This window comes from Candidatus Chlorohelix sp. (assembly GCF_037138995.1).
Lineage (GTDB): Bacteria > Chloroflexota > Chloroflexia > Chloroheliales > Chloroheliaceae > Chlorohelix.
The window spans coordinates 27,166-53,445 of record NZ_JBAXHI010000009.1 but is presented as its reverse complement, the minus strand read 5'-3'; the positions used below and the strand labels follow the sequence as shown (position 1 = coordinate 53,445).

The window sequence follows — 26,280 nt, the reverse complement described above, 5'->3', positions numbered from 1 at the left end:
AATATTATTACCAAAACAAAGAGAAATTTTTTGCTATTTCTAATAAACCATTTTTTCAAAATCTACAGACCTCGTAATAATTAATAGGGTGGTAGATAAAGATTGTACCAAATATTCTGTGGTGGTATCCAGAGGTGTATGATTTTATAATTTTTGCGCCTGAAGGTATTCGGTCTAATTCGTGACCTCTCACCAATTTTGGGTCTGGGTTTTTCAAAAATGACACGAATTAAAGCGAACAGTGGCGGTCACGAATTACGAAAACAGTACACGTAGAGTATTATAGCATTCCTCTTTTTTAATACTCCACGATTTCGGTTAACTTTTCAACACACAAATAAGAGTTTAGGCTTGGGGTTGTTCTAGCGGTAGCTCTACCCGGCAAAGGGTGCCTTTGTTCAATTCACTTTCTATTTCTATTTTACCGTTATGGGCTTCCAGACACTTCTTTACAATTGTCATGCCAAGTCCACTTCCCTCGAAGTTGGTTGCGTTTTTCGCCCGGTAGAAAGCATCAAACAGATGGTTTAAATCTTCGGGCGGTATTCCAATACCTTCATCTTTCACTTCTACCCAAACTTTATTTGCCGCATAACCTAACCGGAAGTGAACCGTGCTACCTTCCGCCGAATATTTGATGGAATTGTTTACTAGGTTTGAAATAATATGCCGAATTAGTTTGGGGTCGCCCTGTATTGTGACGGGCGCAGGCTCAATGTGCAGGTCGAATTGGCGGTTCGTGTCAGGGTTCATTTTAATTTCTTCCAATATTTTAGCGCAAAGCTGGCTGAAATCCATATTTATCGGGTGGTATTCCATTTTGCCTGTGCCAGACCTATTCAATAGCATCACATCTTCCATTAGCTCGGTCATATTGGAGACCGCAAGATAGATGCGCTGGAATATCTCCTGCTTGTGTTCTTCCGTCCATTTATGCCCGTAATACTCTAGCAGTTCTGTTGATGAGTTGATGATGGTGAGCGGGGTGCGGAACTGATGCGAGGCAGTCGCGATAAAGAGCGATTTTTGATTATTCAATTCTTGTTCAATTTCTAGGCTTTTCGCGAGTTTTTCTTCGGCTACGATCCGCTCGGTGATGTTGGAAATCAAGCCAATTATGCCGGATACGCGCCCCTCTTTGTCACTAATGGGCGTATATACCCCCTCAAAATAGCGCTCCCCAATGTTGGCGATGCCATGAACAACTTCCCCGCCAAGTGCCAGCTCTATAGCCCCTTTGATTTTATTCAAAACATAATCGCCGATACATACCTTTAAATCTCGGATATTTTGTCCGACAATCTTTTGTGGTTCGATATTGAAGTAGGAAAGCGCTTTCCCATCCACAAAAGTGATCGTACCGTTGGCATCTATGGCAAACAGAATCAGCGGCGCGTTTGAAACCACCGTTCTCAAAAGCTGCTCGCTATTTCGCAAGGCTTCTTCGGTTTTGCGCCGTTCAGTCAAGTCGGTGAGTACGGTAATTACTCCTGTCAGTTCGCCATTGTTATAGAAAGGTGTGCCGGTGATGGAAACATATTTCTCTGAACCGTCTTTTGTTAGAATAATGCTTTCAGTAGTGGCGGTGTTGCCGTTAAACCACTGCCACCGGGCTTCCCGCACTTTCTGGCGGTAATCCGGGTGGGTAAAATCTAGCGGGGATTTGCCGGTCATTTCTTGCGCGGAATAGCCTGTCAGTTTGGTTAAAGCCGGATTAACATAGCCAAGAGCGCTTTCCCGCCACGAAATCGATAACCCTTGCCCTAGGTTGTCCATCACCAACTGGGCGAAATCGCGTTGTTCGATTAGGTCGCGCTTTGTCTTTTGGTGTTTAAATGCGCTGGTGAATACCTCCGCCACTATTTTGAGCAACACCATATCGTTGTCGCTCCAAGCATTTTGCTGGGTTACGGTTTCAAAGCTGATGAAGCCGATAACTTCCTGTTCTATTATCAAAGGAAGTTGCACCATTGATTGGATAGCCCCCTTTTCTAATAATGCCTGAAACGAATTAGCTTCTGGGGGCAAGTCTGCCAGCGAGTTCAGCCGAATAGCTTCCCCTTTTTTGAGGAGCGCTTTTGCCCACAAATCAACGGGGACATTATTATTTTTACCGAGTAAAGGAACACCTTCCTTACAACATTCATATGCTCTGATTATGTAATTTAAATCATCTGAGTAATAATAAATCTGGCAGCGATCTAGGGAGAGAAACTGAACGATAACGGCAAGCGCTTGGTTTATCTCAGCATCAATGCTTTCAAAATTGACCATCAGTAATTTGGAAGAAATGTTGGCAACCAACTTTTCAAACTCATACCGATAATACAGCTCATTTTCTGCCTTTTTGCGAGCGGTTATATCGTGCCAAGTAATAATTTGGCTATCCGCTTCTCCGGTTTCCTCCGAATAGGCGGTTACTCTGTCAATCTCAACCCAGATATAATGTCCCTGCTTGTGTCGAACCCTGACTACTATTGGTTCATAAGGATTTTCTAAAGCCCGATTGCTTGGCACACTCACATTGATTAGTTGAATATCATGGGGGTGTACTAAATCCTTACCCCACGTTCTCCCCAACTCCTCAGAGGTATAACCGACTACTCTTTCGCATGAGGGGGAGGCGTATAAATATTTCCCCTTTTTCGACAGGGCTATCACCACATCAACGGTGTTTTCTGCCAGCAAGCGATAACGCTGCTCGCTTTCGCGCAAGGCTGTTTCCATCACAATCCGTTGGGTTACATCGCGCAAGCTGCCAACGAAATCAATGGGTTCTCCAGTTTCTTCGGAGAAGCGCGTTTGCCCTGTCCCTTCCAGCCAAATATAATGCCCCTCTTTATGCCTGAAGCGGGTCAATACGCTGTCGTATCTATTGAATTGTTCCCGCGACACTTTGAGAGCGTCAAATGCTTTGTGTAGGTCATCGGGATGCGTAAAATCTAAACTGTATTGCCCAATCAGTTCTTCCGGAGCGTAGCCGACAACTTCTTTAGAGGAGGGGGATATATACGAATATTTCCCCATCATGTTCATCACGAGTACCATATCGCTGATATTTTCTGCCAGCAAATTATAACGGCGCTCTTGTTGCCTGTTTAGTTCCTCCTGCGCCTGCTTGAGCGCGGTAATATCTTCTACTATCCCGATTATAAGCTTTGGTTTGCCGTCTGGGTTTCTGGTAGTGGAGACGGAAAGATTTGCCCACAGCAGCGAACCGTCTTTACGAACGTAGCGTTTTTGGTAAGTAAAGTGAGGGATTTCACCTGCTAACATTTGCTCTCCCAACTGGCGCTCGACGGGTAGGTCTTCCGGGTAGGTATAGTCGATGGTACGCATTTTGCTTAATTCTTCGGCTGTATAGCCAAGCATTTCGCAAAGGCGCGGGTTAGCGGCGGCGAAATGCTTATCCAACTGTATTAATATAATACCAACAGCCGCCTGCTCAAAGATTATCTTGAAGCGCTCCTCGCTTTCGCGCAAGGCTTTTTCGGCTTCCTTATGAGTAGTTATATCTTCTATCACTCCGATTATAAGGTTTGGGCTGCCGTCTGGGTTTCGGGTAATGGAGAAAGAAGTATTTGCCCATATCAGCGAACCGTCTTTACGAACATAGCGTTTTTGGTAAGTGAAGTTAGGGATTTCACCTGCTAACATTCGCGATACCAACTTGCTCTCGGCGGGAAAATCTTTCGGGTAGGTGTAGGAGGCGTAGGGCATTTTGCTCAATTCTTCGGCGCTATAGCCTAGAATTTCGCAGAGATGCGGGTTGGCATAAGTGGAATAATCAGCGAGTCTCAATACTGCTATACCGACAGCCGCATGTTCAAAGATTACCTTGAACCGCGCTTCGCTTGCATAGAGGGCTTCCTCTGCCTGCTTACGTTTGGTGATGTCACTCATCATGGTTAGCAAATACTTTTCGCTATCAAGCTCTATTATTTCGGCGTAGGCAAGGCAGTGAATTATCTCGCCCTTGGAGGATTGGACTTTTATCTCGAACCCTCTAACGTAACCTTGCGCCTGCATAAGCTGAAGCATTACTTCCCGCTCGTTCTTATCAAACCAGATGCCTAATTCTACTGAGGTTCGCCCTATCATTTCCTCACGGGTATAGCCCACTAATTTTAAAGCACTTTCGTTGACTTCCCAATAACGCCCATCTGATATGGTAGAAATAGCCATCGCGACTGGGTTTGTTTGAAAAATCTTGGCGAAGCGTTGCCCAAATTGGCTCAGGATTTCCTCTGCCTGTTTTGCAAGCTCAATAATACTGTGAATGTAGATTGATAGCCCTTCTTGGGAGGGGTAAAGGTGAAATTGAAACCATGTGACAAGGTGCGGATGCTGAAACTCAAAGCTAAGCGGCTCTCCTGTTTCTACCGCTTTGTGGAATAGCGTGAAAGCAGCGGTTTTTGCTAAGTCTGGGCATTCTTCCCATATATTCTTACCTACTAGTTGAGCGCGTTCTTTGGAAAAAAGGGGCGTGGCTTGGTGGTCAATGTAGGAAATAGTCCAGTCTGGGTTCAGCGCAAAAAAAGCATTATTAAAGCTCTGTGGCTGGGGATTGGTCGGGTTAAATTGTTGCCCTGTTTCAGTAAGTTGCAGAGGACTTACATCATTGTCCATAGAAGGTTTTTCGTTTGCTTTAGCGTTTTTTTTATGCAACCACTGTGCTATAACGTGAGAAGCTTGGGTCATAGTAAATATTATAAAACATATAAGAATAAAGAAAAACTGAAACGATTAAATATGATTATACACTTAAAAAGAAAAAAACAATCTAATAATTATCTAATAGTAATCTAAATATTGTATAAATACCGAATGTTTACCGTCCCAAACGTGACCATAATTCGCTGTGGAATAAGATTCGCGGAAAAATGGAGGGAGTTGAGGGGAGGGAACACCTCTATACGAAGAAGTTGCGCCCTTTTCCTATTTCGAGCTAATACAAAAGTACTATATATCGAGACGTACCGCTATTTTTTGTTTCTCTTCACGTTCTTAATAATAACAGCACAATAATTTTAGTAGCTCGCTTCTGTATAACTTAATCTGCTGAAGCGGTTGTCAAACTGAAAATTATTAAAGAACAGGGGAAATTCTTATGAAGTCTTTAGAAAAACTTAATGCAAAGCCCAGTATAGATTTACACACCCATACCAGCGCGAGTGATGGGAAATGGTCGCCGCAAGACCTAATTAACGTGGCTGCTGCTCAAAAGATACAGACGCTTAGCGTCTGCGACCACGAAACTACCGCTAACCTGAAAACCCTGCAATTGTTAGCTCGGATGCATGGAATTCAGTTCATTTCGGGAGTGGAAATTGCAGTGGAGCATAGAAACAAGAATTATCATCTACTACTATACGGATTTAATCCCGAGAGCATAAAGCTCCAGATGCTGCTGAAAGAAACTAGGCAAAAGCTACTAGAAAAGAGACAAACAATGGCACTGTCTCTGCTGAGAAAAGGGTATGATTTGGAGGGATTAACAGTCGCTCATTCGACTTCCCCAATTTATGAGTTGGCAAGCGCTTTGGTAGAGGCGAATACTGCGCTAACCTTTAGACAAGCTTGGGATATTTGCCGGTCGGTTGAGCCAGAGATGAAAGTGGCACAACCGCTAGAGAAGGCTTTGGCAGTCGGTCGGTGTGCCGGCGCAGTATCTATTCTGGCTCATCCGGGGAGAGGGGGCGCGGAAACTGCTGTTGCATCTGATGAGGTACTGAAGGAGATGGCTGGAATGGGATTGGAAGGGATAGAAGGGTTTTATTCAGGACACAGCCAAGAAGAAACAGCGCGATTACTTCAGCTTGGGCGGAAGCGGAATTTGCTGGTAAGTTGCGGGTCGGATAGCCACGATGAGCATAAAAAGCCGATTGCATGGAACGCTGAATTGTGCCGAGGGCTGCTGGAAAGGCTAGGGATAGAATCCAGCGCCCTAGCTGCTTAAAAACCGTCCGCCGAAAGTGTTACATATTTCTATACATCTTTCAACATAAACCACAAAATAAATCTCAAGATTAAAGGAGGTTGCGCCGAAAAGTGCTTTCCCACATATCCCCCTAATTCCCCCCACCCCTTGAGACCGCAATTAAAACCCCTGACCTAATTTGGTCGGGGGTCTTTTTCTTGGTACAAGTTCAACTCCCTAGTTTTTGACGTTAATGTCCCATTATCACATACTTGTTAGTTTGTGTTCTGGTTTTGCGGGGTTCACTCCCCCAAAATTACGGCGGTGGATGCGCTATAATTAGCATGTCCTAAAACTGCAATTCTGGCTTTTGGCAATATGTAAACTCAGAAAATTGTTGAGATAGAGGATTATTAATTGCTTATGCCCCGAATGTTGATGGCTACCAGAAATCAGATGAAGTACCTTTTATTCCAGCCTTTATTTGAGGAAGCCGGGTTTGAAATCCTTACTTTGGCTGCTGCCGGGTTGAACCATGTCAGCGGACTGGAAACGGGCGCTACTCCGCTAGAAAATGCGCTGATAAAGGCGAGGTATTTTCATTCGCCTGAGTATCCTTGGGTGTTTGGCGATGATGCTGGGCTGGAAATTGATGCGTTAAACGGCGAACCGGGCGTAGAAACCCGGCGTTGGGGCGGACAATTCACGGAAGATGTGGACGACCAAACGTGGCTTGACTATCTGATGCAGCGGATGCAGGGTGTACCGCTCGAACGCCGTACTGCTAGTATTTTCGCAGCATGGGCGTTGCTTGCTCCAGATGGCGTTGCATATTGGCGGGATGTGCGTTTCCCCTTTACGATTGCCCAAGAACCGTTTCGCCCAATTTTGCCCGGTTCACCGCTCACCGCTGTTCGCATCGGCAATGCTGAAACGCTGGAAGAAAGACGCGCCGAGATTCGCGCCGAATGGCAACGCTGGGGGTTATTGCCGGAACTGGTGAAACGTTTTGAATAAGCGGGGAACTGCTTTGCCGCTGGTTGAACGCGCCGGAGCGGTGGTATTTGGGTTATTCGCAGTTTCCTTCTTGCTGCGTTTGCTCTATGCTTTGCAATTGCCTTCGCCCGGTCTGGACGACCCAGCCTATTATATTCAGGTAGCCCGCAGCCTTTACCATAACGGCAATCTGGATGTTTCGATACTTTGGAACTTTAATCCTCGCTTTGAAAACGTCACTCACCCCGGCATGGAGTTTTGGCAACCGCTTTCATCCTTTGCCCTTGCTTTTAGCTTCATGTTATTTGGCGATAATTTATTCGCGGCGCAATTGCCAAGTCTTTTAGCCGGGTCGCTTTTGCCGCCCCTTGCCTACCTGTTTGCGCGTCGTCTGCCTTTGCAAAATGCTGCTTGGCTTGGCTTGCTGGCGGGAAGTTTGCTGGTTTTCAGCCCTTTGCTGGCTTACCAATCCACTCTACCGGATAGCTCAATGCTTTATGCTGTTCCGGTGGCGCTTGCTTTCCTGCTGCTCACTCGCCAACCGCTAAAACCGCTCCCCGCCCTTGCAACCGGGCTATTGCTGGGCATCGCTTATCTGGCGCGTACTCCCGCTCTTTTTGCGGGGCTGGTATGGTTTATCCTTCTGTTGCCGCGCCTATTTAGGAAATGCGCTAACCGCGAAAGCTGGCTCGAAGCAATTTTTGGGGCGATAGGAATCGCTATTCCGGCTGGAATCTGGTCGTTGCGTAACATGTTGGAATTTGGCTATATCTCCTCACCAGCCGGAACCCAGACCATTTTCTTGTTCGATTACGAGAGCCTCTTTAATTATTCCACTCCCTTGAATTTTCAAACGTGGTTGGAGGGAGGAATAGGAAAAATAGCAGCGGTTCGGGTGGAAGCCTTGCTGGTGGCGTGGCGTGGCGCACTTGACATAATGTTTATACCTAGCGTGATTCCTGCTGCAATCGGCTTATGGTTGTTGGCGAGAAAATTTACAAGTTCACGTCCTGCTGCGCTCTATACGATGTTACTTTTCTTCACCTTGCCGCTAATCTTTGGAGTCGCCAGCGCTAACGGCAGTTACTATCACTCTGTCGGAAGTTGTGCGCCTTTTTTGGCAGTGGGAGAGGTGTATGCCCTTGAACGCTTTGCAGGTTGGCTATCGTTGCGCCTCAACGTGGCTTCCCGCTCAATTTATGGCTTCTTGCTGGGCTTCTTTTTGCTGGCAAGCATAGTATGGCTGGCAACTAGCGCGGTGAATGTGGCGCAAACCCATCGCGCCGAAACTGCCCTGTTTAACGAGATAAATACATGGTTGTCGGTGCGTCCACCTGCTCCGATAATCACCAATCAGCCTTCCACCTTGAATTATGTTAGCGGGTTGCCCGGTATTCGCCTACCCGCAAATGAAAACTTAGCCACGTTACTGGAAGTAGCGCATCGCTATAAGGCAGGTTATATAGTAGTGACAGAGCGCATGGGTTTGTATCCAGACCTGCTGCAAGCGCCGGAAAACAAGCTTTTCCCCTTGTTGTATCGCAGCCCGAAAGGGGATTTTGAAGTTTATGAAATACGTTGAAATTCAGGGTTAAGCTAAATTTAGAGATTGAGGAATAAATGTACAAAACGATTCTTTTCGACTTTGACGGTACGCTCACCCCTTCGTTGGATTTATGGCTCGAAGCCTACCGCTACGCTACCAACGTATGTGGGCTGAATCTGGATGATTCGGAGCTAATCGAACGCTGGTTTTATACTTCCTATACGGAGCTTTGCGATTATTACAAGCTGCCTTCTCCTGAAATCGTGGATAAATTGGTGGAAGAAGGGCTGGCGCAAGCATGGACTCATGCCGAACTCTACCCGTTGGCGCTGGATTTGTTGGAGAGTTGCCGAAATGCGGGCATGAATATCGGGATGGTCACTTCTTCTTACCGCAATCAGGTAGAACATTCGCTGAAAAAGCTAGGTATCGCTGAGTATTTTGGAGCGGTGGTAACAGCGGGCGATACCCCAGAATTCAAGCCTAGCCCTGCTCCGGTTTGGTTGGCTTTGGACAAGCTGAAAGTTAAAGCGGAAGATACAATTTTTGTGGGCGACTACGAAGTGGATGTAAAAGCGGGAAAGGCGGCAGGAACCGCCACTGCCCTGTTCCTGCCAAAACAAAACGCTCCTTACTATGATTTTGAGGCTTTACGCGCCACCGAACCGGATTTCGTTTTTAGCCACTATCAGGAGCTAATGCAATTTCTGCGTTTTGCCTGATACTTAAAGTTGGGCTTTGAACTGATCCAATAATTTGCGCCGGGTGGGGAAATGGTAGTAAAAAGTATCGTAAATTGCCTCGAAATGCTGTTTGGAAATGTGCGGTAAATCTTCATCGGTGATGTTGTGTTCCACAAGACGCACAAGTTCCGCCGCGCCCTGCCAGCCCAACGCTTCGCAAATCCAGCCTTGAAAATCATGGGCGTAGGGTAATGCTTCGAGCAGGGTTTTTGCCTGATATTGGCTTAAAAACTCGATTGCTTGCGCCTTATCCTCGTCAGGGTTGTGCAGCGCCATGCACAATTTAACGATGGCGCTGGCAGGGCTTTTGTTGGTGCGCCAGCGATTGGAAGGGGGCAAATGCGCCAACTTCTTTTCCTCAATATAGGCGCACGCCATCAACAGCCACTCGCTGCCGTGTAGGTCATTGTATAGTTTGAGTAACGCTGCTGCTTGCTCATCTCCCTGCGTTATCTTTTCGACCAACTCTACTGCCAGCGAACGCCCGAAGCTTTTCAAAAGTGCCACGAAATCGGCGGGTAGGTCGCGATAGACATCCGGTAATGTGTTATTGCAGGGAGTGGGATTAAGGTCTTCAATTACGCCGGGAAGAGCATAAATAGCCTGTTTGTATTTGGGATAGTCGAAAAGCTTTTCCTTCCACAGCCGATAAAATATCTGAGGATAGTATTTTCTCAATTCGGGTTCTTCCACCGACCCCACTTTTGCAATGCCCATCGCTCCGGCAATCATTTGTTGGATTATTTCCGAAGCTTCCAGCGATGTATCTTCCAGCAAACTCAAAATCAGGTCAATCAAAGCGGGTTTGTAAAGGTCTGGTTTGAGGTGGTTTGCAGAGTCATGCAGGAGGTGAGATATACGCTCGTTCATCAGCGCATAACTGGCATTTGAAGTGTTATGGCGCAACCACAGCCCCAACACGGCTTGGATAATTTCCCCTTTAGCGTGGCGTATGTATCGCTCAAGGTCTTGCAGGTTAAAATCCCAGCTATATTGTTCAACCCATAGACCGGGGCGGTAATACAGGATAGCGGTTTGCAGAGTCAATGCCTCTTTGTCAAAAGCGGCTAATTCTAGCATACGGTCAAAAGTATTAGAGATAAAAGCATGCCCTTTTTCTGGTTCGGTAGCGGTTGCCCCGATAAGGGCAAAAAGAGGATAAGGGCGGGGTCGTCCCATCGGACCGATACACAGGTGTGGCACATCCCATATTTCATCTACTGCTCGGCTTAGCGCATCGAGCAATTCATTTGGTTTCTGCACTGAAACATTAGTAGCTTCCATATTCTTGCCGTATCCTTTATACGGTTTTTGCTTGAATTACTCAGGGTTTGGTTTTCCATCTATAGGCGTGTTATATCTTGCGAGAGCAAGCTCAAGCACGCGCTGGCGCAGGGTAAGGGTCAGATCGCCTCTGGTGCGTTCTAGCACTCCGCGCAATTGGTCGGTAGTACGGCGCAACCCGCCAGTAAGCACATCCGGGTAATCTACCGTGACTAGGCGGCTATACACTTCATCCATCATTTCCAGCAATTTTTCGCATTCTTCGTTGTGTTCTGCGCCATGCCGGATAAGGTCAAGAATATAGCGTCTCAGTTCGCTGGCGGCTTCGGCAAGCGCATTCAGGTAGGGCGCATCTTCCACTCCCAACGTTTCTGGCAAAGGCAAAACTTCCCCACGAACCAGCGCATAGGTCAGGCGAGCTTCCGAATATTCCTTTTGCGCGTCCTGTACATAACCTGCCCAATATATATCCGGGAAAAGGGACAGGACATTTTTCAAGCCAAGCAATAAAGCACGCCCTTGCTCCAACATTTCAGCAGCCTGCTCAAACTCGTGGCGATGTAGCGCCCGGATTGAATTAGCGGCGTTGCGAATTACCTGACGCGATTCGGCTAAAGCCTTTTCGCGGGCAGCGTTCTTTTGCTCTATACGTGCTACGATAGCCGAAATAGTGGCTTCAATAGCGCTGCTGTTGTCACTCATAGCATATCCTTTTCGATGGTTTTAAATGAATTGGCATGCAATTCACGTGCAGTTTTCTCGATTATAGCCCGAATCTCTAATTTGTCCAACCATTCAGCGGGGATGCCCTTTATTCCGTGATATGCCCCGGCAATTGCTCCACATATAGAGGCGCTTAGGGTAGGGTTTCCTGCTGCAAGCGCTACCGTAATTGCCTCTTCAAAGCTATCCTTGCGGGCGGTTACGGCGTAAAAAGCTGCCGCTACGGCTTCTTCGATATTTGCGCCCGCCCCACAACGTTTGGCATTCCGCCTGTCAATTTCCAACAAATCCAGTTCCAAATCGCCCGCCAGCATGTTATCTACCAGCGTTTGCCGCTCTTCCAGATAATCTTGAGCCGCCAGCAACTTCGCCCGCAACGGATTATCAAAAATGCCGCCGGGCGGCAGAAAGTCAATAACTGCGCTCATCAAATCTTCTGGTAATAATTCGTGTAGGCACATCAGACGCACGGCATGTCCCAATAATATTTGGCTTTCAAAAACTAATGCTGCTTGGGCAGAGTCGGCAATTCCCAACGCCAGCGACACCTTTAGCGGGTCGGTGGGTTGCCGCGCCAACGCCTTATCCTCGTCTGTTAGTGGCGCAAAGACCTTGTACAGCCCCGTACACAACCCGGCGTAAAGGCTCTCGAAAACCGCGCTCGTTTGCCCGGAACTATTCAAGCTGAAGCCCAGTAAAGCGCCCTTAAAATTATCTAAATAGTTTGTCATATACTCTTGAGAAAAATATAGGTTAAACCCCTTTTTTGTAGTAAAAGCTACTCGATACAAAAGTAGTATAGCGGATAATGTAAAGGTACACACATATTTAGCATATTGGGTTTTAACTACAGGTGGTTGGGAATAGAAGCCTTTATCGGATTACCTTTTTTCAAACAGAAATCATGTGGCGCTATATGGATGCTCATTAAAATGTTGCGTCCGCGTCTGCCCCCATCTCAATCTTAAAAGCCTAATATCTGTTCCTTTTAAGCCGTGTGTCGTGTGTTTTGTCGGGCGACTCCAATGGGTCGCCCCCTTTTTATTCTCCGGCAAGCTCTTTCTGGCAAGAAGCCAACCATCGCAACGAGCCTTCATTCTGTTCTATTCTGAATTCTAGCACCCACCTTTTGTAAATATTACTTTCTTGGTTTTGCGATTTCTTACGTTCTTCCTTAAGATGGTTTAGCAAACTGAGGTTGTAATCGTATTGGCGTTGCACCAGCGCAATTGCTATATTGCTGCCGCGTCTCCGCGCAAAATAGAGCTTGACGAGAAAATCGAGACGCATTTCACGGGTGCGTTTTACGGGTTGTGCCAGCCATTTCTCAAACACCTGTCTGCCTTCTTCGCTCAACTCAACTACATGGCGGGTTTTGTGTTCGCTTACTGGCTCTTCATGACCCAACGCCAAACCTTCCTTTTCCAACTTTTTGAGCAAAGCATATAGCAAGCTCATTTCAAGTTGGCATACCTGTGCCAGTTCGGTATCTTCGCTGAAATGGCGCGTTAGTTCGTAGCCGTGACTTGCTCCTTCGCACAATAACCCTAGCAAGGCAAATTCAGTGGCGGGGCGTTCGGGTTGAAGCGGTGATTTTTTGCTTTTTCCTTTAGTTTCGTTCTCAACTTTGGTCACTTAGAACCTCCGGAAAGATTAAATGGGCGGCGCTGGCTTCGAGCCTGACTTGCCATTGTCCAGAATCCATACTCTTGAGCGCAAGATACTGGCGAGCAGGTAATTCTATTTCGAGTGGAGGAAATACCGTCAAATCTCCGGCAAGCGGGGCAAAATAAACCGTGTATAGCGAACCTCGCGCCACTTCTTCGGTAATGATTCCCCGAAAACTATTCAAGGTTACTTCCTCTCCAGTGCGTATAAGTTCCAGATTTTCAGGGCGCAAGCACACTTTAAGCTTAGTTCCCGGTTGCGGTATCACTTGCTCTTGTCCAATGGCGGCTTCTAGCATTAGCCCGTTACAATTTATCAGTGCAACCCGCTTGTCGCTGTTCACTTCTGTAACTTTCCCTGCAATTATATTACGAATACCTAATAACCGGGCTACTCGTTCGTTGTCAGGGTGATAAAAAATCTGGTCGCGGCTACCGCTCTGCAAAAGCTGCCCCTTATCCAATACCGCCAACTTGTCTGCCAGCATATAGGCTTCTTCGAGGTCGTGGGTGATAAATACCACCGGAATAGCGAGGTCACGGCTGAGGTGAGCTAAATTTTGGCGCAATTCTGCGCGGATATTGACATCAAGAGCGGAGAACGGCTCGTCTAGCAGCAAAATAGAAGGGCGTGGCGCAAGGGCGCGGGCAAAAGCGACCCTTTGTTGTTGCCCACCCGATAATTGGCGCGGATAAACCTTTTCCAGCCCGTCAAGTTGCATCAAGCCCAATAACTCGCGCACGCGCTTTGTTGTAGCTATCCGTTCTTCGTGGTGCAGACCAAAGGCTATATTCTGCTCAACGGTAAGGTGTGGGAAAAGAGCGTAATTTTGAGGCACATATCCGACATTGCGTTTCTGAATCTTTACGCTCAGGTTTTGACGGCTATCGAAAACTGCCCTGCCGGAGATGGATATATAACCCGCATCCGGCTCTATAACTCCGGCTATGCACTTGAGCGTTACGCTTTTGCCGCTGCCGCTTGCTCCGAAAAGCACCAGCACTCTGGCTTCTTCTTCGTTCAGGCTCAATTCTGCTTGTAGGGTGAAGCGTTTGAGTTGTTTTCGGATAGCTAGTTCCAGCGGTTTCATGGCAAAATCTCTAAGCTTGCGTTTGCACAAAAATAAGTTAATAACAAATAGCAAAAGCTATAAGGTCTAGCTCAGCACGAGGCATTCAACAAAACTCATGGTCAGAAGGTAATGTATGAAAACTAAATCCACAACCACATACCACAAAGCTATTCTGACACCTGCCAGTATATCACTAAAAGTAAAATGCCCTTTTTCCTTTACTAGGTCAAAAAGCAAGTACAATTTGGTAAGCGGTTATAATTGGTCAAAAGAGCAAAACTGGCGCAGCTACTCGAAAATTACAAAAATAATGCGGTTTATCTGAAAAACTGCTATACTATATAGGCGGCATCCCAGAAGCTCATTGGGTAGCCGTTTTCATATAAGATTTGCAAAATATTAATATTGGATTTCGCTTGCAAAATTGTTTTTGGCAAGAAAATAATCTGCTTGCCTATTAAATTCCCTGTCTAGTTTTAAGCGGAAAATTGAGAAATAATAACTGGAGGTTGCATCGGTGTCCTTACTAGCTAAACAATATCGCTGGCTATTGGCGTTTGCCCTTATGTTGATAATTACTAACGGAATTAGTACGACCTTTGCGGCTTCGGAGACAGGTTCAAATACTTCTGCACCGATTGTTAATCAGGTTAAATCCTTCGTACCCACTATACCCTACGCTAATAATTTTTCGCCCACCCCCAACCCGGATAAAATCTATTTTTCCGATTGTGGTCACTATCTCAGCTACGGTTTCTTGCGCTTCTGGCAAATGAACGGCAAATTCGACTCGTTTGGCTGTCCTGTAACCGATGAACTTACCGAAAATGGACGTACGGTGCAGTATTTTCAAAAAGCGCGTATGGAATACCACCCTGATTTAGCCGGAACGCAATGGGAGACAAGTTTGGGCTTGCTCGGTACTGAATTATATTCAGTTGCTTCACCGGAAGAACGGGCTAATCCCGCTTACCAACCGATTGCCGCTTTGCCAAATGGTGATTCGCGAGTTTACTTTGAAGCTACCAAACATAGCCTAGGTGGTGGATTCCAGCAATTTTGGAATACGCAGGGCGGCTTATACTTTTTCGGTTATCCCATCAGCGAGGAATATCCTCTATTGGTAGGTGATACATGGGTAGCAGCGCAGGATTTTGAAAGGGCGCGACTCCTGTTTCATCCAAGCTTTGGCGTGAAATTGGCAGAACTCGGTCCGTTGGCGGCAGCCGCCCGTAAAGTTAGCACTCAAGCAAGTGGACTTGATCCGAGCGTAATGTCAGTAACCAAAGATACTCGCATTTGGGAACACTGGGTTGATGTAAATCTGACCACTTTTAATGCTACTTTTATGGAAGGTGACACTCCCATCAAAACTATATTAGTAGTATCAGGTAAGCCGGGACACGAAACCCCGGTGGGTACTTTCGCCATCTTCAGCCGTATTCCGAACGAACACATGAAGGGTGGTGACATCGGTACTGAGGATTATTACGACCTATACAATGTGCTGTACACTCAGTATTTCACCAGCGAAGGGCATGCGTTACATTATGCTTGGTGGCGTTCTAGCTTTGGCTATCAGGCAAGTCATGGCTGTGTGAATATGGGCTTGGACGAGAGCTTTTACGCTTGGAACTTCCTTAGTATCGGTTCACACGTTAACATTCATTACTAGACTCTGGCATAACTATCGCGCTTTAACCCCTTTGCTACCCGATGGCGAGGGGTAGCGTAGATATGCAAGAAAGTATAGAAAAAACAAAGCTTCATTAGGAAATTGAAAACAACTGCTTACTAAAGGCATAGTCAAAATGATGTTGCGACTGTGTCATATTGGAGAACCTTTGCTGCACTAGCAAACCCATTACTTTCGTACTAGCCACATTAAATGCTTAGGCTTTACCCTCTCGTTTGCCCTCAACCTTTTTTTTTTGCAACAGACCGGGAAGTATCAAATAGAGTTTAATAATTATTAATAAAAAAAACTAAATACCGTTGTAATTTGTTTTGTAATGTTGAAGTGTAATAATTCAATTGGAAAGTACATAGGCTTTATCAAAACTGGTTGAGCCAATCAGTATCTCCGTACTACTCCATAGAATTTATCCCTCAATATTTGTTAAATCTCCTTTCGTTGTTCGTTTCGCAACAACGCCGAGTCGTTTCCCTCGGCGTTGTATTATTTTATATACACGGGTATAATGCCCCTAAAAAAGAGGAAACAATACCTTTGAACCTGCTCAAATCCGTTAACGAATGTCTGGAGCTATTGCCTCCCGCCCCTATAATCGCGCTTCACTCTGCCTGTGCCGAGCCTCAATCTTTATTGGAAGGTCTTGTGGGTGTTCTCCGCTCTGGCGTTACACCGCTGAGCGGCGCGACTCTATATGCCCTTACTTACCGGGGAGCAGGTTCACCCCCGCCTCTTTACGCCGATACCGTCCTTTTAGGCGAAGGCAAATTGCATCTGAAAAGCTTTTTCCCGCATCCCTCTTTAAGGCACGCAGCACACGCCGGGTTGGTGGATTATGTTCCTGCCAGTTTTTCAACAGTACCGGGTCTAATTCGGCGAGGCTATTTAAAGCTGGATGCGGCTTTTTTACAGGTATCTGTACCGGATGCGGAAGGCTATTGCTCACTCGGACCTAGCGCGGATTATGCCGAAGCGTTGGTGGATAGCGTGCCTTTGCTTATTGCCGAAATGAATCACCAAATGCCGCGCATTAACGGCTTGAGGGTACATATTGATAGATTTGCAGCCGTTATCGAAAGTGACCGCCCTTTGCTGGAAGTTCCTCCATTGGAGGCGGGCGATTTAGAGCGGCGCGTGGCGGTAAATGTAGCTAGTCTGATTGGAGATGGGGCAACGGTACAATTGGGGGTTGGCACAGTGCCAGAACAGGTGGCGCGTTTGCTCAAATCACACCGGAATTTGGGTATTCACGGCGGCGCAATTACCGACCCGTTAATCGAGTTGCTGGAATCGGGGGCGGTGACAAATCAAAATAAACCCTTTGATAAGGGCAAGAGCGTTACCGCTCTATTAATCGGCACTCAACGCCTGTTCGACTACGCCCATGAGCATCCCGCTATCGAATTGCAGGGGATTGATGTCGCCAATAATCCGGCGCATATTGCACAATTACCGAACTTTGTATCGGTTAATTCGGCGATTGAAGTTGATTACTGGGGTCAGGTGAATGCTGAAGCTGTGGGTGATTGGCAACTAGCGGGGGTTGGCGGACAACTTGACTATGTTATTGGGGCGTGGGGAGCGGAAAACGGTCTTTCGATAATCGCCCTGCCGAGTGTTACAGCAAAAGGGCATCCCCGAATCGTACCGCACTTAAAGGCGAGTACGCCAGTTAGTACCCCACGTCATTTGGCACAAATTATCGTAACCGAGAACGGCATAGCCGATTTGCGTGGGAAATCGCTTTCGGAACGCAAAAATTTGCTGATGCAGCTAATTTCTTAAAGAAGGGTTGAATGGGATACCGGATTAAGGTTTATAAAGAAAATTTCGATTTTAGCGCGGCTCACTTTATAACCACGAGTGGACGTTGCGAATCTTTGCATGGGCATAATTACCGGGTAGAGGTTATGCTGGAGGGTGAGAGCGGCGCAGATGCCTTTCTCTATAATTTTAGTGATTTAAAACCGCTAGTGCGGCTGGAATGTAATGCTTTAAATCACAAAATGTTGCTGGCACGCGATAACCAGCAATTGCGTTATAATATAACCGGAGAAGAATTAGAGGCGCTTTACCAGAATCGCCGCTATGTTTTCCCGGTTGCCGAAGTAGTTATGCTGCCGGTGCTTAACACCACCGCCGAAGAGTTGGCGCGTTATTTAACTGGCTGTATTCGTAAGCGGATTTTAGAATTAAACCGCCCGGAAACAAAGTTGCTCCAAGCTATTGAGGTGGGAGTAGAAGAACAACCGGGTCAGGCTGCTTACTATTTTGAGCCGTTTTAGAATGCTTAGCGATGCCCTGAGTTGGCTGGAAAGGCGATTTGCCAAGCGCAAATGAATAAAAAACCTAAAATACTTATAGCTGAAGATGAGGATGCCTTGCGTCTTCTAACTCGCGAAACTCTAGCTTCACAAGACGCGGATTTGCTGGAAGCGTCCGATGGTTTGGAAGCGCTGGAAATTGCTCGCCGCGAAATGCCCGAACTACTACTACTGGATGTGGCAATGCCGGGCTTAACCGGCTTTGAAGTTTGCGAGAAGCTGAAAGCCGACCCCGATACTGCCGGGATAGTAATTGTAATGCTAACTGCACATGGTCAGGGTAGTGACCGTGCGCGGGCGATAGCAGTTGGAGCCGACCATTTTATGACCAAGCCCTTCAGCCCTGTACAACTCATCCGGTTAGTCGGGCAGATTCTATAGGGGCTAAATTTTGCAACGCCTATGCCATCGGTAGTATCAGGTTTACAGCGAAGTATTTCGCCGAATAAGGCGAGAAAAAGGCTAATTTTCACCGTCTTTACTTTGTGGTTAAATTTATTTTTGGTTGCTGCTTGTGGTGAAGAATTTGCTACCCGCTCATCTTATATCCCTCCGACACCGCCTCCAACTCCTGCCAATTTTGATAATGTTTCGCCTGCTGCTACCATTGCAATTGGCGTACGCACTACCACCACCGCTTCGCTTAATTACTATACGCCACTTCCTACACCAACGCTTCAGAGCGATGATGACGCTAATCGAGGCTTTATTAATGCTGACCCTACTTTGATGGCGCAAATTTTTGGAACGCCCGGACCGGGTAACTCAATCCCAAGCGGCGGGAGCGGTAAGCCTAGCGGAGTTCGCCCTACGCCAACTCTTAATACCAGTTCTGGACAAACCACAATAGGGTCATTGCGTACCAGCCGGGTTTCGTTCCAGTTTGCTTATCGACAAGCGTTGGCACGGGTTCAACTTTTGCAGCGACAGGCAGTGATTGTTTTTGCTTCAGCCCAAAATCTCAAACCGGAACGTACTACTTGGACTTTTTATTTCTCATGGTTGGAGGGGCGCAAAACTTGGCGTGCGCTTTTCGATGCGCGTTCTGAGCAAGCCCAACCCGATTTACAGCTTGAAGAAGTGGCTTCCACTATGCTATCGGATGTGGGGCAGTTTGATATGGCGCGAGTGCTGGATGGCGATGAACTGGTCAGTCGAGTTGAGGCGGCAGGGCTACGAGTTAATATTCCGGTAGATGTGGTAAATTTCCAACTGGATGGGCTTACACGGCAGCCCAGTTTTATTATGACCAATGCGCCACAGGGTAAGCAGTTAGTAATTAACGCTTATAATGGGCAAATTCTTCGCAATGATTTCTAGGGAATGAGCAATGCGGTATTCAAGGTTACTTTTTGCCTTCACTTTTTGTCTTATGCTGCTGGCTGCTTGCGGGGAAACCGTTAATACGCCTGTTCCTACCCTACGCACTATCCAAACTCCGTTGCTTACCCCCACCGAAGTTTTCCCTAGCCCTACCCCTGTTACTCCGTTGCCTACTTTTACGCCTTTTCGTCCTCCGCCAACCGTTACCAGCACTCCCTATATTCTGCCAACTTATACATCCGTTCCGATTAATTCGAGTTTGGGAATTTTAAGTCAGGCGCGAGGCTCGTTTAAAGAGGCTTATGCTAGAGCGTTTTCCAGAATAGAACAACCTGCCGCAACTTTGGTTTTGGCGCAGACCAATCAATTTGGGGCAGACCACGTTGTCTGGAATTTGTACTTTGTACAACCCGATGTTATGAAAATGTGGGTAATAGCTTACGACTCGGCACGAGGAATATTGCGTGTGGATGATACCCAGAAACCGATACTGCTCAGTGATGCAGGTCAAATTGACATAACTAAAACACTCGATAGTAACATAGCGGCACAACGGTTAGTGGCACGCGGTTTCTCGGCGCAAACCCCTGTTGATACCTTTATTTTGCAACTATACCAGACTCAAGATAATAAAAAGATACCGGCATGGTTTGGAGTAAGCTCTGCTTACAATCGTCAGGTTGTGTTGAACGCTTATAGCGGTGATATAATGGAGAACAGCTTTAACCGTTGAGGTTAAATAGTGCAAAGATGCTCAGATTCATTACTAGAATTACGATTCAGGAGGAAACAAAGACGTGTCGCCGGAGCAAACTTTGAAGGTGGGTATGAAAGCCAGCGTTGAGGTTGAAGTAGTGGATGCCAACACTGCCGCTACTTTCGGTAGCGGATTGGCAAGGGTTTATTCTACTCCGAACATGATTGGGCTAATGGAAACTGCTTCATGGCACTCGGTGCAAAATGCTATGCCGGAGGGTTTTAGTACGGTCGGGACATTGGTAGAAGTAAAGCACATCGCGGCATCTCCGGTTGGTTTCAAGATACGGGCAGAGGCTGAACTAGCGGAAATAGATGGCCGCCGCTTGGTTTTTAAGGTGGTAGCCTACGATGATGTAGAAAAGGTGGGCGAAGGGGTACACGAACGCTTTATAATTGATAATGCCAAATTTATGGGCAGGGTTGAACAGAAAGCAAAAAAACAAGGGATTTAAATCCCTTGCCTGAAAAGTAGGAGGATTAAGCATGTCAGGCACGGTTGAGACCGAGCAAATATTATTTACACGCGGCGTTCCTGCGGCGGAAGCCTTGCCCGCAAAGCTGCTAAGCGATTGCTTGCATACTGTTTTGAGCGGACCGGATGCGAAAGTAGTTTTGCAATACGGGCATAATGGCGGCTACCTACCGCTTCGCAAATTAATCGGGGAGCAATACGGCTTAACCGAAAATGAAGTCATAATCGGCAATGGCTCGCTACATTTGCAGGATTTACTGGCTGCGTTATTCATCAAGCCGGGTGATACAGTGCTGGTAGAGCAACCTAGCTACGACCGTGCTATTCGTACTTTCCGAAGGCGTGGTGCTACTGTAATCGGCATTCCGCTCGACTTGGATGGGGTAAGCCTTGAAAAGCTGGAACTGGCGTTGCAACAATATAAACCGGCTTTTATGTACGTCATTCCTGATTTTCAGAATCCGGCGGGGGTTACTACTTCGGAGGCGAAACGCCGGAAACTGGTGGAATTGGCAGAAAAGCACGATTTCTGGTTGCTTGAAGATGTGCCGTATCGCACCTTGCGCTACAGTGGTGAGTCTGTGCCGTTGCTGCGCGATATTAGCCCGAAGCGGGTTGTAACGCTGAGTTCTTTTAGTAAGCTCATCAGCCCGGCGTTGCGGGTTGGCTATGCAATTGCTCCGGCAGATTTAGTTACGCGCTTGCGTGATTTGATGGAAGAAACAATTTTAGCTCCAGTGCTGCCGACACAAGCGGCGGTTGTGGAGTTTTTTAAGAGCGGCTATTTCGATACTAACCTTGCTTATCTAAAAGAACTTTATGCGCCGCGCCTTTCCGCTACCATCGCGGCAATCAAGAAATATTTGCCGGGCGTGCCTTTTGCCGAACCAGAAGGGGGCTTCTTTGTAAGCGTGAACCTACCCGGTGAAGGCAACATGGTTGACCTGTTAAAACAGGCGAAGGATAAGGGTTTGGTATTGACCGATGGGCGCAGTTTCTTTGCCGATTTGTTGGAAGAAGGCACTGATACAGGCGAACGCTTTGTGCGCTTACCCTTTTGTGCGCTTACTCCGGCGCAAATTGAGGAAGGAATCAAGCGTCTGGCAAGCCTGATTTAAGAGAGTATTTCACTTCAGGAAAGATATTTCAAGCAAGGGGCTTTTTATGCCCCTTGTTTTTGATTTGGGTTATTTAGCGGATAATGGTTTCGCGCCGGTCAGGTCCTGTGCCTATCATACTAACAGGCACACCTGTTATCTGCTCGATGCGCTCAATGTAGCTGATTGCGCCCTGCGGCAAGTCACTCCAGCGATTGACTCCCCGAATATCCTTTTCCCAACCCGGCAGACTTTCGTAAACCGGGGTGCATTCTTCGAGGAATACTGCGTCTCCCTCGAAATAGTGCGCCTTTTGTCCGCCCCATTCATAAGCGGTAGCGATTTTAACTTCGGGGAAAGTATCCAGCACATCTAGCAGGCTTAACGCTAGTTCGGTGAAGCCGTTAAGGGCGGCAGTGAAGCGCACTAATTCGGCATCTAGCCAACCGCAACGGCGCGGTCGTCCGGTGCTGGTGCCGTATTCGCGCCCAATTTGGCGAATACGATCTCCTGTCTCATCGGTCAATTCGGTGGGCATTGGTCCGTTACCAACGCGGGTGGTATATGCTTTGCATACCCCAATGATACGCTCAATGGCGCGGGGCGAGATGCCCAAACCGGGAGTCGCGGCAGATACCAACGTACTGCTGCCGGTAACGAATGGGTAAGTACCCCAATCGGTATCGAGCAAGGTTGCTTGCGCCCCTTCCAGCAGTATATTCTGGTTACTTTTAACCGCGTCTTGTAGCAGCCCAAACGTTTCCTTAATAAAGGGCTGGAGAATGCGGAAATATTCAAAATATTCGTCCGCAATCTTGTCGGCATCCATAGGTTCACCCCCCAAAGCTCCAATCAGACGGTTTTTGATGGAAACTTGGGTTGAGAGCTTTTCGATGAAAAGGGTACGGCGTTGCAAATCGGCGAGGCGCAACCCGTTGTATCCGGCTTTATCGGCGTAGGTAGGCCCGATGCCTCTACCGGTTGTGCCGGTGCTGAGATGTCCTTTTGCGCTTTCATAAAGCCTATCCAGAACTCGGTGATAGGGCATTACTAAATGGCAGCGCGGCGAAATAAATAACCGCCCTTTGAGCGGGACTCCGGCTTTATCAAGGGTATTGATTTCTTCGGCTATACCGGCAAGGTCTAGCACAACACCGGGTCCGATAATACAGGTAGCCTTTGGGTTGAAAACGCCGCTGGGGAGCAAATGCAGCTTGAATGTACCCAGTTCATTGATAACGGTATGCCCGGCATTATTACCGCCGTTAAAGCGAGCTACAATTTGAGCATCCTGCGCCAGAATATCAACGTATTTGCCTTTGCCTTCGTCGCCCCACTGAGCGCCGATTACTGCTGTTATAGGCATAGGTGAAATCTCCTTCTGCTATTGGTTGGTTAATAGTAGAAGAAGTATTCCAAAACTCCTTTTTCAAGCCAGCGGGCAAGACTATTTCTGCTTGAGATCCGAGCTTTGAAAGTACCTCAAATAAAAAAGGCGAAACCCTACCAACGTTGGCTCACCTTAAAATTTGCCTACATAAGTTTAACATTTTCAAAGATGAACGGCAAGCTAGTTTTCAAAGCGCTTTCGGACGGGTAACAAGGGTTGTAGCTTTTCGAGCAAGCTATCAAAAAGCACGAATCTGGTTAGTAGTATTAGACCCGAAACCTTATTGTTTCTCTCGCTATATTGTGCCGAATTGTCTATCCCCGGCATCGCCAAGACCCGGCACGATGTAGCCATGCTCATTCAGGTGGTCGTCTAACGCTGCAAGGTAAATTGGCACATCCGGGTGGGCATCGCGTAGAGTTTGCACTCCTTCGGGTGCGCCTATCAGCCCCATATACTTTATTTTTCGTGCGCCCCATTCTTTTAGGATAGAGATGGTGGCAACCGCCGAACCGCCAGTAGCCAACATCGGGTCGAGTACCAGACACAGTTCGGTTGGGCTGTTAGTGGGCAGCTTGTTGTAATATTGCACGGGCTGTAGCGTATCGTGGTCGCGGTACAAGCCGATGTGCCAGACTTTCGCACTTGGTATCAACGCGAGCATTGCCCCAACCATGCCTAAACCGCTTCTCAAGATTGGCACCAGTCCGATTACGGTAGCCAGTTCACGGCTTGGGGTATTTTCCAATGGGGTAGTAACTATAACTTCCCGCGTGGGTAAATCCTCGGATGCTTCGTAGGCGAGCAGCATGGTTATTTCGTAAACCACTTCCCGGAAGCGTTTAGGCTCGGTGTTAACATCTCGAAGAATAGTCAATTTGTGGTGAATTAAGGGGTGAGACGATACAAATAATCCATCCATTGCACAATATCCTGTAAAAAAAGGAGCGAACTGCTCGTTCGCCCCAGCTATTCATAAATTAGTCAATACCCGGAACAGGGAACTTCTCTACCACTGCTGCAACGCGCCGCCGCGCTTCTTCGTAAGCGGTTTCGCTATCAAGATTCTTGAGGGTGAAGGCAATGATTCGCCCGATTTCTTCGGTTTCGCTCTCACCAAAACCGCGAGTAGTGGTGGCGGGCGTACCGACACGGATGCCGCTGGTTACAAAAGGCGATTTAGGGTCAAAGGGAATCGTATTCTTGTTAACGGTGATGTTTACCTCGTCCAACGCTAGTTGGGCTTTTTTGCCAGTTACATCAACCGGGCGCAGGTCAACCATCATTAGGTGGTTGTCGGTTCCGCCGCTAACAATTCGCAAACCTTCATCTTGAAGAGTCACCGCCATCTTTTTGGCGTTTTTGATAACATTTTCACCGTAAATTCGGAATTCGGGCTGTAACGCTTCTTTGAAGGCTACCGCTTTGGCGGCGATAACGTGCATCAAAGGTCCGCCTTGCATGCCCGGAAAGACGGTTTTATCTATTTGCTCGCCTAGCGCAGGGTCAGAGGAAAGTACCATGCCCCCGCGTGGTCCTCGCAGGGTTTTGTGGGTAGTGGTAGTGACCACATGCGAGTAAGGAATCGGGCTTGGATGCAAGCCAACCGCTACCAAACCAGCGATATGCGCCATATCTACGATTAGGTATGCGCCTACGCTATCGGCAATTTCGCGGAATCGCTTGAAGTCAATGGTACGGGCGTACGCGCTTGCCCCTGCAATAATGGCGCGGGGTTTGTGTTGTTCCGCCAGTTGCGCTAGTTCCTCGTAATCAATTGCTTCCGTTTCTTTATTGACACCGTAGGGAATAACATTGTAAAGCTTGCCGCTGAAGTTGACCGGAGAACCGTGTGTAAGATGTCCACCTTGTGAAAGGTTCATACCCATTATGGTATCGCCCGGTTTTAGGAGCGTGAAATATACCGCCATGTTTGCTTGTGCGCCGCTATGCGGCTGAACATTTACCCATGCTGCATCAAAGAGCTTTTTGGCGCGTTCAATTGCAAGCGTTTCGGCTAAGTCCACATACTCGCAACCGCCATAGTAACGCTTGGCAGGATACCCTTCGGCGTACTTGTTGGTCATTATCGAGCCTTGCGCTTCTAATACCGCGCGGCTGGTGTAATTCTCGCTGGCAATTAGCTCGACTTTGTCCTTCTGGCGAGCTTCTTCTTTCTTAATGGCATCAAATATTTCAGGGTCAAATGCCGCAAGTGATTCCATTTCTCTGATAGCGGCTTTGACGATTTTTTCAGCGGCAGAATTTAACGTCACTCTGCTTCTCCTTTCTCAATTTTGACGCATCCCATGCGCCTTTTTCACGGAAGTGAGCAGTTCTGTGGTGGTATGGCAGTTTTTGTATAAGAGTGAGGTGTGTAACTATGGCGAACTGACCCTCCCCGGTCTTCCTCCCCAGAAGACGATTTTTAGTATATTCTTTTTTTGAGACACTCGCAACCTTTATTTTTCATTGCTCAGGGTAGTTGCGAGAGACGTTTTTAGGGCATTAACTTGCTGCATCCGCTGGATTAGAGGAGAGAAAGGGACTTTGCGACTGCCTATTAATCGCCTATGTATGTGCTATACTAGGCGCGTTTAGCTCAAACTTAATGTACTGGTATTTGAACTAGAAAACAGAAAGTGGTATGTGGTACAGGCTCGATAAAAATATAACAGCGGTAATACTTCTCGCTTTTGTTTTTGCGTTGGCAACCGCGCTGGTAGCGAAATTGTGGGTTGAGCCTGCTTATAGCGGCACAGGCAGCATCCCTTTTTGGCTCTATAGTAGCGGCAAATCTCTCACCCTGACGGCTGGCATCGTCAATTTCTTGCTTCTTTTTCCCGCCCTCATTGCCCTATACTGTTATCCTATACCCAAACCTGCCTTTGTCTTTGTGCGTCCGGCGTTGCCTTTTTTGGGCATTATTTGTTTTTTCATTGGGACAGGCGCATATACCGGGCAGGGTACGTTGGCTTACGATTTCAGCACGCCCGACCACGCCTACCGCATCGAATCGCTAATTGATTACAATGGGGTGATGGGCGCATACGCGCTTAACAACAAGCTACAGGTAAAGCTGTGGGAGTGCGATAGCGGCGGAGAGTGGTGTAGCGTCAAAGAAAGTTACAAGTGGGACAACCTACCGCCCCCCGATAAAGGCAAACCGCTCTACGAGTTCGACAAGTATCAGAAGCAGGTGCTGATAACGGTGGGGGGCGAGCAGTTCGGGAAGTTCAACCTCCCCTGAGTTAAATCCGGGCGTATCAG

22 protein-coding genes are annotated in these 26,280 nt (G+C 47.4%); 13 read left to right on the top strand and 9 right to left on the bottom strand.

The genetic code is table 11. The features are described 5' to 3' along the window. Nucleotides 1-345: 345 nt before the first annotated feature. Nucleotides 346-4,629: a PAS domain S-box protein gene (locus WCK19_RS06340; protein WP_342396533.1), complete on the bottom strand. Its 4,284-nt coding sequence runs from the start codon at nucleotides 4,627-4,629 to the stop codon at nucleotides 346-348. 481 nt (nucleotides 4,630-5,110) lie between these two features. On the opposite strand from WCK19_RS06340, the gene WCK19_RS06335 reads away from it, so the two are divergent. The 4 genes from WCK19_RS06335 (at nucleotide 5,111) to WCK19_RS06320 (ending at nucleotide 9,184) form a co-directional block, all read left to right on the top strand. Further along, nucleotides 5,111-5,959: a PHP domain-containing protein gene (locus tag WCK19_RS06335; RefSeq protein WP_342396532.1), complete on the top strand. Its 849-nt coding sequence runs from the start codon at nucleotides 5,111-5,113 to the stop codon at nucleotides 5,957-5,959. Between the two features lie 384 nt (nucleotides 5,960-6,343). Next, nucleotides 6,344-6,937, top strand: coding sequence for a non-canonical purine NTP pyrophosphatase (locus tag WCK19_RS06330; RefSeq protein WP_342396531.1), 594 nt, complete (start codon nucleotides 6,344-6,346; stop codon nucleotides 6,935-6,937). Next, nucleotides 6,930-8,498: a glycosyltransferase family 39 protein gene (locus tag WCK19_RS06325; RefSeq protein WP_342396530.1), complete on the top strand. Its 1,569-nt coding sequence runs from the start codon at nucleotides 6,930-6,932 to the stop codon at nucleotides 8,496-8,498. The genes WCK19_RS06330 and WCK19_RS06325 overlap by 8 nt, the downstream gene beginning before the upstream one ends. A gap of 38 nt (nucleotides 8,499-8,536) precedes the next feature. After that, entirely contained in the window at nucleotides 8,537-9,184 is a 648-nt protein-coding gene (locus WCK19_RS06320; protein ID WP_342396529.1) for an HAD-IA family hydrolase, read from the top strand. Between the two features lie 3 nt (nucleotides 9,185-9,187). On the opposite strand, the gene WCK19_RS06315 is transcribed toward WCK19_RS06320, so the two are convergent. From WCK19_RS06315 to WCK19_RS06295, 5 genes are all read right to left on the bottom strand, one after another. Then, nucleotides 9,188-10,489: a hypothetical protein gene (locus tag WCK19_RS06315; RefSeq protein ID WP_342396528.1), complete on the bottom strand. Its 1,302-nt coding sequence runs from the start codon at nucleotides 10,487-10,489 to the stop codon at nucleotides 9,188-9,190. 36 nt (nucleotides 10,490-10,525) lie between these two features. Beyond that, nucleotides 10,526-11,191 carry a hypothetical protein gene (locus WCK19_RS06310; RefSeq protein ID WP_342396527.1) on the bottom strand — a complete coding sequence of 222 codons (666 nt, stop codon included), beginning with the start codon at nucleotides 11,189-11,191 and terminating at the stop codon, nucleotides 10,526-10,528. Then, nucleotides 11,188-11,943, bottom strand: a complete 756-nt coding sequence (locus WCK19_RS06305) for an ADP-ribosylglycohydrolase family protein (protein ID WP_342396526.1) — start codon at nucleotides 11,941-11,943, stop codon at nucleotides 11,188-11,190. Before WCK19_RS06305 ends, WCK19_RS06310 begins: the two co-directional genes overlap by 4 nt. A 310-nt stretch (nucleotides 11,944-12,253) precedes the next feature. Continuing rightward, nucleotides 12,254-12,847 carry a PadR family transcriptional regulator gene (locus tag WCK19_RS06300; RefSeq protein ID WP_342396525.1) on the bottom strand — a complete coding sequence of 198 codons (594 nt, stop codon included), beginning with the start codon at nucleotides 12,845-12,847 and terminating at the stop codon, nucleotides 12,254-12,256. Continuing rightward, nucleotides 12,834-13,970, bottom strand: a complete 1,137-nt coding sequence (locus WCK19_RS06295; RefSeq protein ID WP_342396524.1) for an ABC transporter ATP-binding protein — start codon at nucleotides 13,968-13,970, stop codon at nucleotides 12,834-12,836. The genes WCK19_RS06300 and WCK19_RS06295 overlap by 14 nt, the downstream gene beginning before the upstream one ends. Before the next feature lie 499 nt (nucleotides 13,971-14,469). On the opposite strand from WCK19_RS06295, the gene WCK19_RS06290 reads away from it, so the two are divergent. From WCK19_RS06290 to WCK19_RS06255, 8 genes are all read left to right on the top strand, one after another. Then, nucleotides 14,470-15,627 (top strand): L,D-transpeptidase, encoded by a 1,158-nt coding sequence (locus WCK19_RS06290; protein ID WP_342396523.1) that lies wholly within the window; start codon nucleotides 14,470-14,472, stop codon nucleotides 15,625-15,627. A 555-nt stretch (nucleotides 15,628-16,182) separates the two neighbouring features. Further along, nucleotides 16,183-17,430: an acetyl-CoA hydrolase/transferase C-terminal domain-containing protein gene (locus WCK19_RS06285; RefSeq protein ID WP_342396522.1), complete on the top strand. Its 1,248-nt coding sequence runs from the start codon at nucleotides 16,183-16,185 to the stop codon at nucleotides 17,428-17,430. An 11-nt stretch (nucleotides 17,431-17,441) separates the two neighbouring features. Further along, nucleotides 17,442-17,930 carry a 6-carboxytetrahydropterin synthase gene (locus tag WCK19_RS06280; protein WP_342396521.1) on the top strand — a complete coding sequence of 163 codons (489 nt, stop codon included), beginning with the start codon at nucleotides 17,442-17,444 and terminating at the stop codon, nucleotides 17,928-17,930. A 51-nt stretch (nucleotides 17,931-17,981) separates the two neighbouring features. Beyond that, entirely contained in the window at nucleotides 17,982-18,350 is a 369-nt protein-coding gene (locus WCK19_RS06275; protein ID WP_342396520.1) for a response regulator, read from the top strand. 21 nt (nucleotides 18,351-18,371) lie between these two features. Then, nucleotides 18,372-19,289 (top strand): hypothetical protein, encoded by a 918-nt coding sequence (locus tag WCK19_RS06270; RefSeq protein WP_342396519.1) that lies wholly within the window; start codon nucleotides 18,372-18,374, stop codon nucleotides 19,287-19,289. Between the two features lie 10 nt (nucleotides 19,290-19,299). Continuing rightward, on the top strand, nucleotides 19,300-20,025 hold the full coding sequence (locus WCK19_RS06265; protein WP_342396518.1) for a hypothetical protein: 726 nt from the start codon (nucleotides 19,300-19,302) through the stop codon (nucleotides 20,023-20,025). Nucleotides 20,026-20,089: 64 nt separating this feature from the next. Then, nucleotides 20,090-20,503 carry a thioesterase family protein gene (locus tag WCK19_RS06260; protein ID WP_342396517.1) on the top strand — a complete coding sequence of 138 codons (414 nt, stop codon included), beginning with the start codon at nucleotides 20,090-20,092 and terminating at the stop codon, nucleotides 20,501-20,503. A gap of 31 nt (nucleotides 20,504-20,534) precedes the next feature. Then, nucleotides 20,535-21,641 (top strand): PLP-dependent aminotransferase family protein, encoded by a 1,107-nt coding sequence (locus tag WCK19_RS06255; RefSeq protein WP_342396516.1) that lies wholly within the window; start codon nucleotides 20,535-20,537, stop codon nucleotides 21,639-21,641. Between the two features lie 73 nt (nucleotides 21,642-21,714). Here the strand turns inward: WCK19_RS06255 and WCK19_RS06250 are convergent, their stop codons facing one another. The 3 genes from WCK19_RS06250 to glyA all read right to left on the bottom strand — a co-directional run bounded on the left by WCK19_RS06250 (nucleotide 21,715) and on the right by glyA (nucleotide 25,286). Continuing rightward, nucleotides 21,715-22,986 (bottom strand): adenylosuccinate synthase, encoded by a 1,272-nt coding sequence (locus WCK19_RS06250; RefSeq protein WP_342396515.1) that lies wholly within the window; start codon nucleotides 22,984-22,986, stop codon nucleotides 21,715-21,717. Nucleotides 22,987-23,305: 319 nt separating this feature from the next. Further along, complete coding sequence (gene upp, locus WCK19_RS06245; protein ID WP_342396514.1) at nucleotides 23,306-23,932, bottom strand: uracil phosphoribosyltransferase; 627 nt, start codon at nucleotides 23,930-23,932, stop codon at nucleotides 23,306-23,308. Nucleotides 23,933-23,990: 58 nt separating this feature from the next. Next, complete coding sequence (gene glyA / locus WCK19_RS06240; protein ID WP_342396513.1) at nucleotides 23,991-25,286, bottom strand: serine hydroxymethyltransferase; 1,296 nt, start codon at nucleotides 25,284-25,286, stop codon at nucleotides 23,991-23,993. 371 nt (nucleotides 25,287-25,657) lie between these two features. Between glyA and WCK19_RS06235 the strand changes: the two genes are divergently transcribed. After that, nucleotides 25,658-26,260: a hypothetical protein gene (locus WCK19_RS06235; RefSeq protein ID WP_342396512.1), complete on the top strand. Its 603-nt coding sequence runs from the start codon at nucleotides 25,658-25,660 to the stop codon at nucleotides 26,258-26,260. Nucleotides 26,261-26,280: the final 20 nt, after the last annotated feature.

Coding starts and splice junctions, on each gene's coding strand:
- WCK19_RS06235 (WP_342396512.1), top strand. CDS start 25,658: ATGTGGTACAGGCTCGATAAAAATATAACAGCGGTAATACTTCTCGCT.
- WCK19_RS06305 (WP_342396526.1), bottom strand. CDS start 11,943: ATGACAAACTATTTAGATAATTTTAAGGGCGCTTTACTGGGCTTCAGC.
- WCK19_RS06270 (WP_342396519.1), top strand. CDS start 18,372: ATGCCATCGGTAGTATCAGGTTTACAGCGAAGTATTTCGCCGAATAAG.
- WCK19_RS06280 (WP_342396521.1), top strand. CDS start 17,442: ATGGGATACCGGATTAAGGTTTATAAAGAAAATTTCGATTTTAGCGCG.
- WCK19_RS06250 (WP_342396515.1), bottom strand. CDS start 22,986: ATGCCTATAACAGCAGTAATCGGCGCTCAGTGGGGCGACGAAGGCAAA.
- WCK19_RS06255 (WP_342396516.1), top strand. CDS start 20,535: ATGTCAGGCACGGTTGAGACCGAGCAAATATTATTTACACGCGGCGTT.
- WCK19_RS06295 (WP_342396524.1), bottom strand. CDS start 13,970: ATGAAACCGCTGGAACTAGCTATCCGAAAACAACTCAAACGCTTCACC.
- WCK19_RS06315 (WP_342396528.1), bottom strand. CDS start 10,489: ATGGAAGCTACTAATGTTTCAGTGCAGAAACCAAATGAATTGCTCGAT.
- WCK19_RS06310 (WP_342396527.1), bottom strand. CDS start 11,191: ATGAGTGACAACAGCAGCGCTATTGAAGCCACTATTTCGGCTATCGTA.
- WCK19_RS06330 (WP_342396531.1), top strand. CDS start 6,344: ATGCCCCGAATGTTGATGGCTACCAGAAATCAGATGAAGTACCTTTTA.
- WCK19_RS06265 (WP_342396518.1), top strand. CDS start 19,300: ATGCGGTATTCAAGGTTACTTTTTGCCTTCACTTTTTGTCTTATGCTG.
- WCK19_RS06275 (WP_342396520.1), top strand. CDS start 17,982: ATGAATAAAAAACCTAAAATACTTATAGCTGAAGATGAGGATGCCTTG.
- WCK19_RS06320 (WP_342396529.1), top strand. CDS start 8,537: ATGTACAAAACGATTCTTTTCGACTTTGACGGTACGCTCACCCCTTCG.
- WCK19_RS06340 (WP_342396533.1), bottom strand. CDS start 4,629: ATGGACAATGATGTAAGTCCTCTGCAACTTACTGAAACAGGGCAACAA.
- upp (WP_342396514.1), bottom strand. CDS start 23,932: ATGGATGGATTATTTGTATCGTCTCACCCCTTAATTCACCACAAATTG.
- WCK19_RS06335 (WP_342396532.1), top strand. CDS start 5,111: ATGAAGTCTTTAGAAAAACTTAATGCAAAGCCCAGTATAGATTTACAC.